The following is a 13,079-nucleotide window of genomic DNA, read 5'->3' on the forward strand; positions in this document are numbered from 1 at the left end:
GCCTCTACCCTATTGCCCCGGCTCGAACACGCCGAAATACGCCATGACCGCCACCACCGCGATCCAGGCGATCGCCAGCGGAACGAAAACCTTCCAGCCCAACCGCATGATCTGGTCATAGCGGTAGCGGGGGAAAGAGGCGCGGAACCAGATGAAGCAACTGGCGAAGAAGAACACCTTGGCCATCAGCCACCACCAGCCGTCTACCGACAGCAGTGGGATGCCCAGGCCCTGCAACGGGCTGAGCCAGCCGCCAAGGAAGAAGATCGAGACCAGGAAGCTGATCAGGATCATGTTGGCGTATTCGGCCAGGAAGAACAGTGCGAACCCGGCGCCGGAGTACTCGACCAGATGGCCACCGGTGATCTCCGACTCGCCCTCGACCATGTCGAAGGGCAGGCGGTTGGTCTCGGCGACACCGGACACGAAATAGATCACGAACAGCGGCAGCAGCGGCAGCCAGAACCACTCGAACAGGCCGGCGTTGCCGGACTGCGCCATCACGATCTCGGTCAGGTTCAGGCTGCCGGCAGCGAGCATCACGCCCACCAGGGAGAAGCCCATCGCGATCTCGTAGGCGACCATCTGCGCTGCACCGCGCATCGCGCCCAGCAGGGCGTACTTGGAGTTGGTCGCCCAACCGGCCAGGATCACGCCGTATACGCCCAGCGAGGTCATCGCCAGGATGTAGAGCAGACCGGCGTTGGCGTTGGACAACACCACCTTGGCATCGAAGGGGATGACCGCCCAGGTCGCCAGCGCCGGTACCAGCGCCAGCATCGGCGCGAGCCGGTACAGGAACGGCGATGCGGCGGACGGCTGCAGCATCTCCTTGAACAGCAGCTTGAAGACGTCGGCAAAGGTCTGCAGGAAGCCGCCGAAACCGACATATTTCGGCCCAACGCGCACGTGCATCCAGCCGATCAGCTTGCGCTCCCAGAGCACGTAAAACGCGACCGCGAGGATCAGCGGCACGCAGATCGCCACGATCATCAGCACCAGCCACGCAATCGTCCCCACGGCGCCGAACGAGACGAGCCAGCCGTGGAACGGGTCGATAACGCTGTTCATCATGCCGACGCCCTCCCGACCGTGACCCGATCCGAACCCAGCGGCGCGGTGGCGCCGTGGCCGCTCTCGATCCACGCCGTGCCGCGCGCCACCATGTCGGTGACCAGCACGGGCAGCGACGCGGTACCCGCTGCGCTACCGAAGCTGCCGGTCGCGCCATCCTGGAGGCCGAGCTCGCGAGCGTCCTCGGGGTGCAGGCGCACATGCGGGCCGACATTCAGTGGATGGGCCTGCAGCGCGGCGGCGCGACGCACGACCGCGTCGCAGCGGTAGATGGCCGTTCCCACTGCCAGCTCCAGCCCGTCGCTACCCGGCGCAGGCGACTTGCCCGCGACCGGCGTGACATCACGCTTGACCAAGCTGGCGCGCAAACCGGCCAGATCGATGAAGTCGAAGTCCGCCAGCGCCAGATCGCCCGCCAGTGCCCGCAGCACCCGCCAGCCCGGCTGCGCCTGGCCCGGCAGCTTGCCGCCGGCCACGGTAATCTGCTCGCGCCCTTCCAGATTGGTCAGGGTCGCGTCGATCTCCGGCAGCAAGCCGATCGGCAGGATGACGTCCGCCACCGCCAGCGTGGATTCGCAGGCGAAATGGCTGAACGCCACGACCTGCGCACCGGAGAGTGCCTTCATCGCGGTCGCGGTATCGGCAAAATCGAGGCCGGGCTCGACGCCGTACAGGACGTACGCGGCGCGCGCCTCGGCGAGCATGCCCATCGCGTCGCGCGAGGTCGGGAGCACGCCATGATCGGACAGGCCGACCGCATTGGCCCCCTGCGGGATGCGGCACACGCTCGCGCCGGTTGCGGCGGCGAAGTCGCCGACCGCGGCGCGGATGGCGGCGGCATGCGGACCGTTCTCGGCCAGCGCGCCCACAAACACAAGCGCGTTCTCTGTGCCGTTGAGGGCCTCGCGCAAGCCGGCGTCCGCCAGGGCGGCAGCCATTTGCGACGGTGCGACGATGTGCTTGCTGGTCAGGTCAAAGGTCTGCTCGAAATCGACCGGATTGACGACATGGACCTTCGCACCGTTCTGCCATGCCTTGCGCACGCGCGCATTCACCAGCGGCAGCTCGTGGCGCAGGTTGCAACCGACGATCACGATCGCGTCCGCTTGCCCGATGTCGGCAACGCGGGCGGCGAAGACCTGCGCCACGGCCGCATCCGACAGGTCGGCCTGGCTGAGGCGGTGGTCGAGGTTGCCGGTGCCCAGCGCATCCGCCAGGCGCGCCAGCAGCGCGCCCTCTTCATTCGAGGTGGCGGGATGGACCAGCACGCCGAGGTTGTCACCGGCATTGTCGCGAAGCACGCGGATGGCCTCGGCAAGAGCCTCCTCCCAGGTCGCCTCGCGCCACTGGCCGCCTTCCTTGAGCATCGGCGCAATCGCCCGATCGGCGGCGTACAGGCCCTGGTGCGAATAGCGGTCGCGATCGGACAGCCAGCATTCGTTGACCATCTCGTTGTCGCGCGGCACGGTGCGCATGACCTCGCCCCGGCGCACGTGCAGGAACAGGTTGCTGCCCAGCGCGTCGTGGTAGCCCAGCGACTCGCGGGCGACCATTTCCCACGCGCGGGCGCGGAACTGGAACGGCTTGTTGGTCAGCGCGCCCACCGGGCAGACATCGATCACGTTGCCTGACAGCTCGGTGGTCAGCGGCTTGCCGTCGTAGGTGCCGATCTGCAGGTCCTCGCCGCGGTACATGCCGCCCAGCTCGTAGGTGCCGGCAATCTCCGCGGTAAAGCGGACGCAGCGGGTGCAGTGGATGCAGCGGGTCATCTCGGTGGCGACCAGCGGCCCGATGTCCTCGTCGGCCACCACCCGCTTGCGCTCGTTGAAGCGGCTCACCGAGCGCCCGTAACCCAGCGACAGGTCCTGCAACTCGCACTCGCCGCCCTGGTCGCAGACTGGGCAGTCCAGCGGATGGTTGATCAGCAGGAATTCCATCACGTTGCGCTGCGACTTGAGCGCCTTTTCGCTGCGCGTGTGGACCTTCATGTTGTCCATGACCGGCGTGGCGCAGGCCGGTGCCGGCTTGCCCATCTTGTCGACGTCGACCAGGCACATCCGGCAGTTGGCGGCGATCGACAGCTTGTCGTGGTAGCAAAAACGTGGGATCGGGATACCGATCTTGTCGGCGGCCTGGATGATCATCGAGCCCTTGGGCGCAAAGGTGGCCACGCCGTCGATTTCGATCGACACGTAGCCTTCGGGCACGACGGGCGCGTCTTCGGTCGGCTTGTCCGGAGTCGTGCTCATGCCGCTGCCCCCACTACCCGGCCGTCGCGCTGGTCATCGACCAGGAAACGCTTGTTCAAGATTGCGTACTCGAATTCGTTCCAGTAATGGCGCAGGAAGCCCTGCACCGGCCACGCCGCGGCCTCACCGAACGCGCAGATGGTGTGGCCTTCGATCTGGCCGGCCGATTCGCGCAGCACGTGCAGGTCCTCGACGGTCGCCCGCATGTCGACCACGCGGCTGATCATCCGGTACATCCAGCCGGTACCTTCACGGCACGGGGTGCACTGGCCACAGCTTTCCTGGTAGTAAAAACGGGAGATGCGCTGGCAGGCGCGGACCATGCAGGTGGTCTCGTCCATCACGATCACCGCGCCGGAGCCCAGGCCGGAGCCGGCCTTCTGCAGCGCGTCGTAATCCATGGTCAGGCCCATCATGGTCTCGCCCGGCAACACCGGCATGGAGGAACCGCCGGGGATCACACCCTTGATCCTGTTGCCGTTGCGCATGCCGCCGGCGATTTCCAGCAGCTCGGCGAACGGCGTTCCCAGGCGGACCTCGTAGTTGCCGGGCTTGTTGACATGGCCCGACACCGAGAACGCCTTCGCGCCGCCATTGTTGGGCTTGCCCAGGTTCAGGAACCACTCCGCGCCGTTGCGGATGATCGCCGGCACCGAGGCATAGGTCTCGGTGTTGTTGATCGTGGTCGGCTTGCCGAACAGGCCGAAGTTGGCCGGGAACGGCGGCTTGTAGCGCGGCTGGCCCTTCTTGCCTTCCAGCGACTCCATCAGCGCGGTTTCCTCACCGCAGATGTAGGCGCCCGCGCCCAGCGCGTTGTAGATGTCGACGTCGATGCCTGAGCCGAGAACGTTCCTGCCGACCAGGCCGTTGGCGTAGGCGTCCTTGAGCGCCTGCTCGATGCGCTCGAAAGGCTCGTGGTGGAACTCGCCGCGCATGTAGTTGTAGGCCACCGTGGAGCCCGTCGCGTAGCACGCGATCAGGATGCCCTCGAGCACCGCGTGCGGGTTGTAGCGCAGGATGTCGCGGTCCTTGCACGTACCCGGCTCGGACTCGTCGGAGTTGCAGAGGATGTACTTCTGCACCCCGTCGTCCTTGGGCATGAAGCTCCACTTCAGGCCGGTCGGGAAGCCCGCGCCGCCGCGACCGCGCAGGCCCGACTGCTTGACCATCTCGATGATGTCCGCGCGCGGGATCTTCTCGGCCAGGATCCTGCGCCAGGCTTCATAGCCACCGATCTCGACATAGTTGTCGTAGGACCAGGGCGTGTCGAAGTGCAACGTGGTGTAGACCACGTTGTGCTCCTGGGGAGCCGGGCCCACCGGGCCGGTGCTCTTGGAATAATCGTGGTGGGACATGTTCTGCCTCACTCCAGACCAGCGAAGATCGCGTCGACGGCAGCGGCGTCGAGCTTCTCGTGGTAATGACCGTTGACCAGCATCACCGGGGCACCGCAGCAGGCGGCGACACACTCCTCCTCGCGCTTGAGGAACACCCGGCCATCGGGGCTGGACTCGCCCAGCTTGCAGCCCAGCGTCTTCTCCGCATGGGCGACCAGTTCTTCGGCGCCGTTGAGCCAGCAGCTGATGTTGGTGCAAAAGGCGACGTTGTTGCGGCCCACCGGCTCGAGCACGAACATCGAGTAGAAGGTCGCCACCTCGTAGGCCAGCACCGGCGGCAGGCCCAGGTAGCGGGCCACGGCGGCGATCAGCTCGTCGCTCAGCCAGCCGCCGTTCTGCTCCTGGGTCGCAAACAGCCCCTGGATCACCGCCGAGCGCTTGCGGTCGGCCGGGAACTTGGCCACCCAGTGGTCAATGAACGCGCGCGTCGCATCGGACAGCACGACCATCGGGTCGACGTTGCGGCACGCCTCGAAATTTCCAGTCGCTTTCATTCGTTCAGATCCTCAGCGATCGCCTTCTCAGCGATCCACCTCGCCAAACACGAGGTCATAGGTACCGATCATCGCCACCGCGTCGGCCAGCATGTGCCCGCGGATCACGGCGTCCATCGAGGACAGGTGGGCAAAGCCCGGCGCGCGCAGCTTGACCCGGAACGGCTTGTTCGCGCCGTCCGACACCAGGTAGCAACCGAACTCGCCCTTGGGCGCCTCGACCGCGCAGTAGGTCTCGCCGGCAGGCACGCAGTAGCTTTCGGTGAAGAACTTGAAGTGATGAATCAACGCTTCCATCGACTCCTTCATCTCCTCGCGCGCCGGTGGCCGGACCTTGTAGTTGTCGACCATCACCGGGCCGGGATTGACCCGCAGCCAGGCGACGCACTGCTTGATGATCCGCGTGGACTGGCGCATCTCGGCGACGCGGACCAGGTAGCGGTCATAGCAGTCGCCTTCGGTGCCCAGCGGGATATCGAAATCCAACTCCGCGTACTTGGCGTAGGGCTGCTTCTTGCGCAGGTCCCATTCGATGCCCGAACCGCGCAGCATCACGCCCGACATGCCCCAGGCCTTGGCCAGTTCCGGGCTGACCACGCCGATGCCGACGGTGCGCTGCTTCCATATCCGGTTGTCGGTGAGCAGGGTCTCGTATTCGTCGACGCGGTGCGGGAAGTCGTCGCAGAAGGAGTCCAGGTAGTCCAGCATCGAGCCTTCGCGCCAGGCGTTGAAGCGCTTGAGCTTGCCGCCCTTTCGCCACGGCGACTCCTTGTAACGCGGCATGACGTCGGGCAGGTCGCGGTAGACGCCGCCGGGACGGTAGTAGGTCGCGTGCATGCGCGCGCCCGACACCGCCTCGTAGACGTCCATCAGCTCTTCGCGCTCGCGGAACGCATACAGCATCACCGCCATCGCGCCCAGATCGAGGGCGTTGGAGCCCAGCCACATCAGGTGGTTCAGCAGCCGGGTGATCTCGTCGAACATGGTGCGGATGTACTGCGCACGCTCCGGCACCTCCAGCCCCATCAGGTTCTCGATGGCGCGCACGTAGGCGTGCTCGTTGCACATCATCGAGACGTAATCGAGGCGGTCCATGTAACCGATGGACTGGTTGAACGGCTTGGATTCGGCGAGCTTCTCGGTGCCGCGGTGCAACAGACCGACATGCGGGTCGACGCGCTGCACGACCTCGCCGTCCATCTCCATGATCAGGCGCAGCACGCCATGGGCGGCCGGATGCTGCGGACCGAAGTTCATGGTGTAGTTGCGGATCTCCGCCGAGCCGGTGACGCCGCCGTGCGGATTGTCGGTGGTCTCGTTGATCAACGGCATGGTGGTGGCAGGCGTGCTCATGGCTTCAACCCCAGACGCGTGGCCGTTTCATCGGCGGCGGTCAGGTAACGCGAGTCATCGCGGATCACGCGCGGGACCAGCACGCGCGGCTCGATGGAGACCGGCTCGTAGATCACGCGCTTGCGCTCGGCGTCGTATCGCACTTCGACGTTGCCGATCAACGGGAAATCCTTGCGGAACGGGTGGCCGATGAAACCGTAGTCGGTGAGGATGCGACGCAGGTCCGGGTGGCCCTCGAACACGATGCCGAACAGGTCGAACGCCTCGCGCTCGAACCAGTTGGCGCCGGCCCACACGGAGGTGAGCGAGTCCACGATCGGCATCTCGTCATCAGGGGCGAAGGTGCGCACGCGCAGGCGCTGGTTGTGCTGGAACGACAACAGGTGGGCCGCCGCGGCGAAGCGGCGCTTGGGCGCATCGGCGACGCCACTGGGCAGCTGGCCCCAGGCGAAGCGGCCCGGACCGGCGCCTTCCACGCCACGCGAGAAGCCCTCCGAGGACGGCTCGGTGTTCCATTCGTCGCTGCCCCAGGTCAGGTAGTCGACGCCGCTGACGTCGGTCAACTGCTCGTAGCCGAACTCGTCGCGCAGGGCGCGTGCGGTGGCGAGCCACTGCGCGGGCTCGACCTCGATGCCGACCTCGCCGCGCGGCTCGGCGACGGTGACCGTGCAGTCGGTGAAGCGCGCGCGCAGGCGATCGGCGTACGCGGTGATCGACTCACTCATCGCGGACACCGGTCTTGTTGTCGCCAAAGTTGGTGCCGCGGCGGATCTTCTTCTGCAGCTGTAGGATGCCGTACACCAGCGCCTCGGCCGTGGGCGGGCAGCCGGGCACGTAGATGTCGACCGGCACGATGCGGTCGCAGCCCCGCACCACCGAATACGAGTAGTGGTAATAGCCGCCGCCATTGGCGCAGCTGCCCATCGAGATGACCCATTTGGGCTCGGGCATCTGGTCGTAGATCTTGCGCAGCGCGGGCGCCATCTTGTTGACCAGCGTTCCGGCCACGATCATCACGTCGGACTGGCGCGGCGAGGGGCGGAAAATGACGCCGTAGCGGTCAAGGTCGAGCCGTGCCGCGCCGGCATGCATCATTTCCACCGCGCAACAGGCCAGGCCGAACGAGACCGGCCACATCGAACCGGTGCGCGCCCAGTTCCACAGCGCGTCCAGGCTGGTGGTCACAAAGCCCTGCTGCAGCAGCGGGTTGTCATCGCCGGGAAGCAGGATGTCGTCCAGGCGCCCTTCCGGCACCGGGTTGTGCATCAGGCCCGAGATGGTCTCACTCACTCCCATTCCAGCGCTCCCTTCTTCCACACGTAGATGAAGCCGAGCAGCAGCATGCTCACGAAAATTCCCATCTCGACCAGACCGACCACACCCAGGTCGCGGAATACCGTGGCCCAGGGGACGAGGAAGATGATTTCCAGATCAAAGATGATGAACTGGATGGCCACGAGGTAATAGCGCACGTCGAACTGCATGCGCGCGTCTTCGAAAGCCTCGAAGCCGCATTCGTACGGGGACAGTTTTGCCAGGCTCGGGCGCTTGGGCCCCAGCAGGTGTCCCACCACCAGAAGGGCGACGCCAATGCCGCTGGCGACGATAAGAAACAACAAGGTCGGCAGATATTCGCCCAGCACTTCTGTTCTCTCGGCTACACCACGCTCTCGCGTGGCCTTGGCTCGGCGGCACCATCGCTGCCGTGGGCAGCGGCCGATGCCGTTGTCGGTAAAACTGTGGAGTGGTGCCCAAGGGGGGACTCGAACCCCCACGACCTAAGCCGCTACCACCTCAAGGTAGTGCGTCTACCAATTCCGCCACCTGGGCACATCCTCCAGCGCTACGCCTCCTGCTCCGGATCCAACCGCGTGCGGTGGACCCGGCTTCCGGTCATGACGACCGGACACCCGCGCATCCCTGCCGGATGTGACTGACTATCTTATCGCGACCGACCTAGTTTTTGACCGGATCGGACGGTGCCGAATCCGTCGCCTCGGGCGCTGCCGGGGCCGCCGGGACATCCGGCGCCACCGCCGGAGCGGTGGGCTGCGCCGGAGCCGCTTCGGGGACGGCCGGCGCGCTGGACGCCGGATCGACCGGCACCTGCGACATCACACCCAGACCCTGACCGGCAGTCGTCGGACCAACGGCCAGATGGGTCGCCTGCCAGGCCATGAACATGGCGATCACGAAGAAGGAGATCGCAAGCCACTTGGTGGCCTTTGACAGAAAGCTCGACGCGCCGCGCGCGCCGAACACCGTCGCGGAGGCGCCGCCGCCAAAGCCCGCGCCGGCTTGCGCGCCGGAACCGCGCTGCATCAGGATCAGCACGATCATGGACGCGGCGATCAGCACATAGATGACGTTGAGGAACAACAGCATCGGAAGACTCTTTGGTCAGTTGCCCGGGCCAGGCCCGGAACAGGTCAGGATGCCAGCGCGGCTGCGATGGCGTTGAAGTCGGCGGCCACCAGGGACGCGCCGCCTACCAGGCCGCCGTCGACATCCGCTTGTGAGAACAGGGCGGCGGCATTGTCGGCCTTTACGCTGCCGCCGTACAGGATCGGAAGCGAGCCAGCGATTCTATCATCCTGCGAAGCGACTCCGCTACGGATGAATGCGTGCACCGACTGCACCTGCTCGGGGCTGGCGGTCTTGCCGGTACCGATCGCCCATACCGGCTCGTAGGCGACGATGGCCCCGTCCAGCGCCTTGGCGCCGTCGACCAGCAATGGCGCCAGTTGCTCCTGCAGGCGCGCCTCGGTCTGGCCGTCCTCGCGCTCCTGCAGGCTTTCGCCCACGCACAGGATGGGAACGATGCCTGCCGCCTTGGCGGCGCGGAACTTGGCGGCAACCAGTTCGCTGCTCTCGTGATGGTACTGGCGGCGCTCGGAATGGCCGACCAGGCAGTAGCCAGCGCCAACATCGGCGAGCATCTGCGCGGAGATCTCGCCGGTGTAGGCGCCGCTCGCATGCTCGCTGACGTCCTGGGCACCAAACTCCAGACCCTTGTCGGCGAAACGGGCGATCAACTCGGCCAGGTACACCGCCGGCGGGATGATGATGCGCTGGACGCCGGGGGCAGCTTCGGCGGCGACCGCATCCAGCAGCTCGGCGGAGAATCGGCGATCCCCGTGCAACTTCCAGTTACCAGCGACAATCCTGCGACGTGCCATGCCTATCCCCGCGTGTGAAAGCCGGGATTCTACCGCACGGCGCCCGGGAGGGGTCTGGACGACTACTTGAGCTTGATCTCGCGCAGCCGCTCTTCCAGGTATCCCTGCGCGGTGATCGGCTCGGGGTACCGGCTCGGGTTGTCGGCGGTCACCGTGCCGGGCAGCACGTCGATCAGGAAGTCGGGGTTGGGATGCAGGAAGAACGGCGTGGAGTAGCGCGGCTGGCGCGCCTTCTCGCCCTTCGGATTGACCACGCGGTGGGTTGTGGACGGATAGACGTGGTTGGTCAGCCGCTGCAGCATGTCGCCGATATTGACCACGATGGTGTCGGCGTCGGCGGTGAAAGGCACCCACTCGCCCGCGCGCGAAAGCACCTCCAGGCCCTCCGCGCTGGCGCCGACCAGCAGGGTGATCAGGTTGATGTCCTCGTGCGCGCCGGCGCGCTCGTTGGGCACTTCAAGGCTGGTGATGGGCGGATAGTGCAAGGGACGCAGGATCGAGTTGCCGCTGTCGATCTTGTCGTCGAACCAGTGCTCGTCCAGGCCGATGTGCAGGGCCAGCGCGCTGAGCACCTTGGCGCCGAGTCGGTCCAGCGACTGGTACAGGCCGTAGGCGACCTCGCGGAACTCCGGCAGTTCCTCGGGCCATACGTTGGGGGGCATGGAGTCGGCGTAGCGCGAGTCGCGCGGGATCTCGCGGCCGACGTGCCAGAACTCCTTCAGATCGAAGTGCTGCGCGCCCTTGGCGGTCTCGATACCGAAGGGGGTGTACCCGCGGGCGCCACCGCCGCCGGCGACGTGGTACTTCCGCTTGACGTCCTCGGGCAACGCGAACAGGCGCTGGAAGACGTCGTAGCTGCGGTCGACCTGCGCCTGCCCGATGCCGTGGCCGCGCACACCGGCGAAACCCCACTGCCGATAGGCGGCGCCCAGTTCGGCCACGAACGCGTCGCGCTGGACGGGATCGTCGAAGCGGCTGATGTCGAAGATCGGGATACGGGTCGTGCTCATGGCGTCTGCAACCTCATCGAAAGTAGCGGGATCCGGTCGTGGCCGGCTGCGGCCTATTGGGCCGCCTCGTGCACCGCGCCGGCCAGGCGGTCCAGGGTCGACTGCATGAGGGCATCGTCATCGGCCTCTACCGTGACGCGGACCACCGGCTCGGTGCCGGACGCGCGCAGGAACGCGCGGCCGCGTCCGTGGACGGCCTGCTGGGCTTCGGCCAGGGCGGCCTGCACGGAGGGCATTTCGGCGGGCTTGACGCCGTCGGTGCAGCGCACGTTCACGGTTTTCTGCGGCACCCGGTCCAGGCCGGCCAGCGCCTGCTTCAGGCTGATGCCGCGGCAGCGCAGCACTTCCAGCACCTGCAGCGCGCTGACGATGCCGTCGCCGGTGCTGGTGCGGTCCACGCACAGCAGATGGCCGGACGCCTCGCCGCCCAGCACGCCGCCATGCTCGACCAGCTTCTGGTGCACGTGGCGGTCGCCGACCTTGGCGCGCAGGAAGTCGATTCCACTTTGCTCGAAGGCGCGCTCCAGGCCGTAGTTGGTCATCAGCGTGCCGACCACCGGGCCCTGCAGCCGACCGCTCGCGCGCCAGTCGTTGGCGAGCACGTAGATCAGGTCGTCGCCGTCGTGCACGGTCCCGTCGGCGTCGACGAACATCACCCGGTCGCCGTCGCCGTCAAAGGCGATGCCCAGGTCGGCGCCGGTGCTGAGCACGCGCTCTGCCAATGCCTCCGGATGGGTCGTGCCCACGCCGTCGTTGATGTTGAGCCCGTTAGGATCCACCCCGATCGTGTCCAGTTTGGCGCCCAGCTCGCGCAGCACCAGCGGGCCGAGCTGATAGGTCGCGCCGTGCGCGCAGTCCAGCACGATGTGCATGCCGCCCAGGTCAAAGCCCTTGGGTACCGAGGTCTTGCAAGCCTCGACATAGCGGCCGATCGCGTCGCGGGTGCGTGCGGTCTTGCCCAGCTCGGCGGACGGCACGGTGCTGAAGCGCTCGTCCAGCGCGGCCTCGATCGCGAGCTCGGTGGCGTCGTCGAGCTTCTCGCCTTCGGCGGAGAAGAACTTGATGCCGTTGTCGTAGTGCGGATTGTGCGAGGCGGAGATCACGATGCCGCCGTCGGCGCGCATGGACCGGGTCAGGTGGGCGACCGCCGGGGTCGGCATCGGACCCATCAGCTGCACGTCCACGCCGGCCGCGACCAGGCCGGCTTCCAGCGCCGCCTCGAACATGTAGTTGGAGATACGGGTGTCCTTGCCGATGATCACGACGGGCTTGCGCCAGGCCCGCCCGGACTCGACCGAGCGCTTGAGCGCGTGGCCGTAGGCGTTGCCCAGGCGCAGCAGGAAGTCCGCGGAAATGGCGCCCTCGCCTACCCGCCCGCGGATGCCGTCGGTGCCGAAATAACGACGTCCCATTACCCGTTCTCCCCGGCGTCGTCCGCTGGCTGCGGCTGGCGCATCATCATGGCGAGCAGGTCCGCCAGCCGGTCACGCATCTCGCGGCGATCGCAGATCTGGTCGATGGCGCCGTGCTCCAACAGGAACTCGCTGCGCTGGAAACCTTCCGGCAAGGTCTCGCGCACGGTCTGCTCGATCACGCGCGGGCCGGCGAAGCCGATCAGCGCCTCAGGCTCGGCGATGTTGATGTCGCCCAGCATCGCCAGCGACGCGGATACGCCGCCGGTGGTCGGATGGGTCAGCACCGCGATGTAGGGCAGGCCCGCGGCGCGCAGGCGGCCCAGCGCGGCGGAGGTCTTAGCCATCTGCATCAGTGAGAACAGGCTTTCCTGCATGCGCGCGCCGCCGGTGGCGGTGAAGCACACCATTGGGCAGCCTGCCTCCAGCGCCGATTCGGCGGCCAGGGCAAACCGCTCGCCGACCACCGAGCCCATCGATCCGCCCATGAACGCGAAGTCGAACGCGCACGCCACCAGCGGGCGCTGCTTCAGCTCGCCCTTCATTGCGATCAGCGCGTCACGCTCGCCGGTGGCTTTCTGCGCGGCCTTGATGCGGTCCGAGTAGCGCTTCTGGTCGCGGAACTTGAGGACGTCGGTGGGGCCGAGCTCGGCGCCGATTTCCGTCGTGCTGCCATCGTCCAACAAGGCGGTAAGGCGGGCCCGCGCGCGGATGGCGCGGTGGTGGCTGCACTTGGGGCAGACCTCGAGGTTTTCCTCGAGCTCGGGACGGTAGAGCACCGCGCCGCAGCGATCGCACTTTTCCCAGAGCCCTTCGGGCACGCTGCGGCGCTTGGCGACGGGCGTCTCGGTCCGGATGCCGGAAGGCATGAGTTTCTTGAGCCAGGACATGCGTTGCGGATTCCCTGTAAT

General features: G+C 66.7%; 13 protein-coding genes and 1 tRNA gene. All 14 read right to left on the reverse strand.

Features of this window, described 5'->3' with window-relative positions; genetic code table 11:
* Positions 1-9 precede the first annotated feature (9 nt).
* A complete protein-coding gene (nuoH, locus tag INQ41_RS08450; protein WP_407074227.1) occupies positions 10-1,074 on the reverse strand; it encodes an NADH-quinone oxidoreductase subunit NuoH in 1,065 nt (354 codons plus the stop codon).
* Positions 1,071-3,323 (reverse strand): NADH-quinone oxidoreductase subunit NuoG, encoded by a 2,253-nt coding sequence (nuoG, locus tag INQ41_RS08455; RefSeq protein ID WP_193983591.1) that lies wholly within the window; start codon positions 3,321-3,323, stop codon positions 1,071-1,073. Before nuoG ends, nuoH begins: the two co-directional genes overlap by 4 nt.
* Positions 3,320-4,678, reverse strand: coding sequence for an NADH-quinone oxidoreductase subunit NuoF (nuoF, locus tag INQ41_RS08460; RefSeq protein WP_193983593.1), 1,359 nt, complete (start codon positions 4,676-4,678; stop codon positions 3,320-3,322). Before nuoF ends, nuoG begins: the two co-directional genes overlap by 4 nt.
* Positions 4,679-4,686: 8 nt before the next feature.
* Positions 4,687-5,214 (reverse strand): NADH-quinone oxidoreductase subunit NuoE, encoded by a 528-nt coding sequence (gene nuoE / locus INQ41_RS08465; RefSeq protein WP_193983595.1) that lies wholly within the window; start codon positions 5,212-5,214, stop codon positions 4,687-4,689.
* A gap of 27 nt (positions 5,215-5,241) precedes the next feature.
* Positions 5,242-6,546 (reverse strand): NADH-quinone oxidoreductase subunit D, encoded by a 1,305-nt coding sequence (locus INQ41_RS08470; RefSeq protein WP_193987296.1) that lies wholly within the window; start codon positions 6,544-6,546, stop codon positions 5,242-5,244.
* 17 nt (positions 6,547-6,563) lie between these two features.
* Entirely contained in the window at positions 6,564-7,292 is a 729-nt protein-coding gene (locus INQ41_RS08475; RefSeq protein ID WP_193983597.1) for an NADH-quinone oxidoreductase subunit C, read from the reverse strand.
* A complete protein-coding gene (locus INQ41_RS08480) occupies positions 7,285-7,863 on the reverse strand; it encodes a NuoB/complex I 20 kDa subunit family protein (RefSeq protein ID WP_193983599.1) in 579 nt (192 codons plus the stop codon). Before INQ41_RS08480 ends, INQ41_RS08475 begins: the two co-directional genes overlap by 8 nt.
* Positions 7,854-8,210 carry an NADH-quinone oxidoreductase subunit A gene (locus INQ41_RS08485; protein ID WP_193983602.1) on the reverse strand — a complete coding sequence of 119 codons (357 nt, stop codon included), beginning with the start codon at positions 8,208-8,210 and terminating at the stop codon, positions 7,854-7,856. Before INQ41_RS08485 ends, INQ41_RS08480 begins: the two co-directional genes overlap by 10 nt.
* 102 nt (positions 8,211-8,312) lie before the next feature.
* Positions 8,313-8,397, reverse strand: a tRNA-Leu gene (locus INQ41_RS08490).
* A gap of 126 nt (positions 8,398-8,523) precedes the next feature.
* The gene (gene secG, locus INQ41_RS08495) at positions 8,524-8,952 is read right to left on the reverse strand and encodes a preprotein translocase subunit SecG (protein ID WP_193983604.1); all 429 of its coding nucleotides are present in this window, start codon (positions 8,950-8,952) and stop codon (positions 8,524-8,526) included.
* A gap of 44 nt (positions 8,953-8,996) precedes the next feature.
* Positions 8,997-9,746 carry a triose-phosphate isomerase gene (gene tpiA, locus INQ41_RS08500; protein ID WP_193983606.1) on the reverse strand — a complete coding sequence of 250 codons (750 nt, stop codon included), beginning with the start codon at positions 9,744-9,746 and terminating at the stop codon, positions 8,997-8,999.
* Positions 9,747-9,808: 62 nt separating this feature from the next.
* Entirely contained in the window at positions 9,809-10,756 is a 948-nt protein-coding gene (locus INQ41_RS08505; protein ID WP_193983608.1) for an isopenicillin N synthase family dioxygenase, read from the reverse strand.
* 53 nt (positions 10,757-10,809) lie between these two features.
* Positions 10,810-12,168 carry a phosphoglucosamine mutase gene (gene glmM / locus INQ41_RS08510; RefSeq protein WP_193983611.1) on the reverse strand — a complete coding sequence of 453 codons (1,359 nt, stop codon included), beginning with the start codon at positions 12,166-12,168 and terminating at the stop codon, positions 10,810-10,812.
* Positions 12,168-13,058 carry an acetyl-CoA carboxylase, carboxyltransferase subunit beta gene (gene accD, locus INQ41_RS08515; protein WP_193983613.1) on the reverse strand — a complete coding sequence of 297 codons (891 nt, stop codon included), beginning with the start codon at positions 13,056-13,058 and terminating at the stop codon, positions 12,168-12,170. The genes glmM and accD overlap by 1 nt, the downstream gene beginning before the upstream one ends.
* Positions 13,059-13,079: the final 21 nt, after the last annotated feature.

It is taken from the genome of Lysobacter ciconiae (assembly GCF_015209725.1).
GTDB lineage: Bacteria > Pseudomonadota > Gammaproteobacteria > Xanthomonadales > Xanthomonadaceae > Novilysobacter > Novilysobacter ciconiae.

Coding starts and splice junctions, on each gene's coding strand:
- nuoH (WP_407074227.1), bottom strand. CDS start 1,074: ATGATGAACAGCGTTATCGACCCGTTCCACGGCTGGCTCGTCTCGTTC.
- nuoG (WP_193983591.1), bottom strand. CDS start 3,323: ATGAGCACGACTCCGGACAAGCCGACCGAAGACGCGCCCGTCGTGCCC.
- nuoF (WP_193983593.1), bottom strand. CDS start 4,678: ATGTCCCACCACGATTATTCCAAGAGCACCGGCCCGGTGGGCCCGGCT.
- nuoE (WP_193983595.1), bottom strand. CDS start 5,214: ATGAAAGCGACTGGAAATTTCGAGGCGTGCCGCAACGTCGACCCGATG.
- INQ41_RS08470 (WP_193987296.1), bottom strand. CDS start 6,546: ATGCCGTTGATCAACGAGACCACCGACAATCCGCACGGCGGCGTCACC.
- INQ41_RS08475 (WP_193983597.1), bottom strand. CDS start 7,292: ATGAGTGAGTCGATCACCGCGTACGCCGATCGCCTGCGCGCGCGCTTC.
- INQ41_RS08480 (WP_193983599.1), bottom strand. CDS start 7,863: ATGGGAGTGAGTGAGACCATCTCGGGCCTGATGCACAACCCGGTGCCG.
- secG (WP_193983604.1), bottom strand. CDS start 8,952: ATGCTGTTGTTCCTCAACGTCATCTATGTGCTGATCGCCGCGTCCATG.
- tpiA (WP_193983606.1), bottom strand. CDS start 9,746: ATGGCACGTCGCAGGATTGTCGCTGGTAACTGGAAGTTGCACGGGGAT.
- INQ41_RS08505 (WP_193983608.1), bottom strand. CDS start 10,756: ATGAGCACGACCCGTATCCCGATCTTCGACATCAGCCGCTTCGACGAT.
- glmM (WP_193983611.1), bottom strand. CDS start 12,168: ATGGGACGTCGTTATTTCGGCACCGACGGCATCCGCGGGCGGGTAGGC.
- accD (WP_193983613.1), bottom strand. CDS start 13,058: ATGTCCTGGCTCAAGAAACTCATGCCTTCCGGCATCCGGACCGAGACG.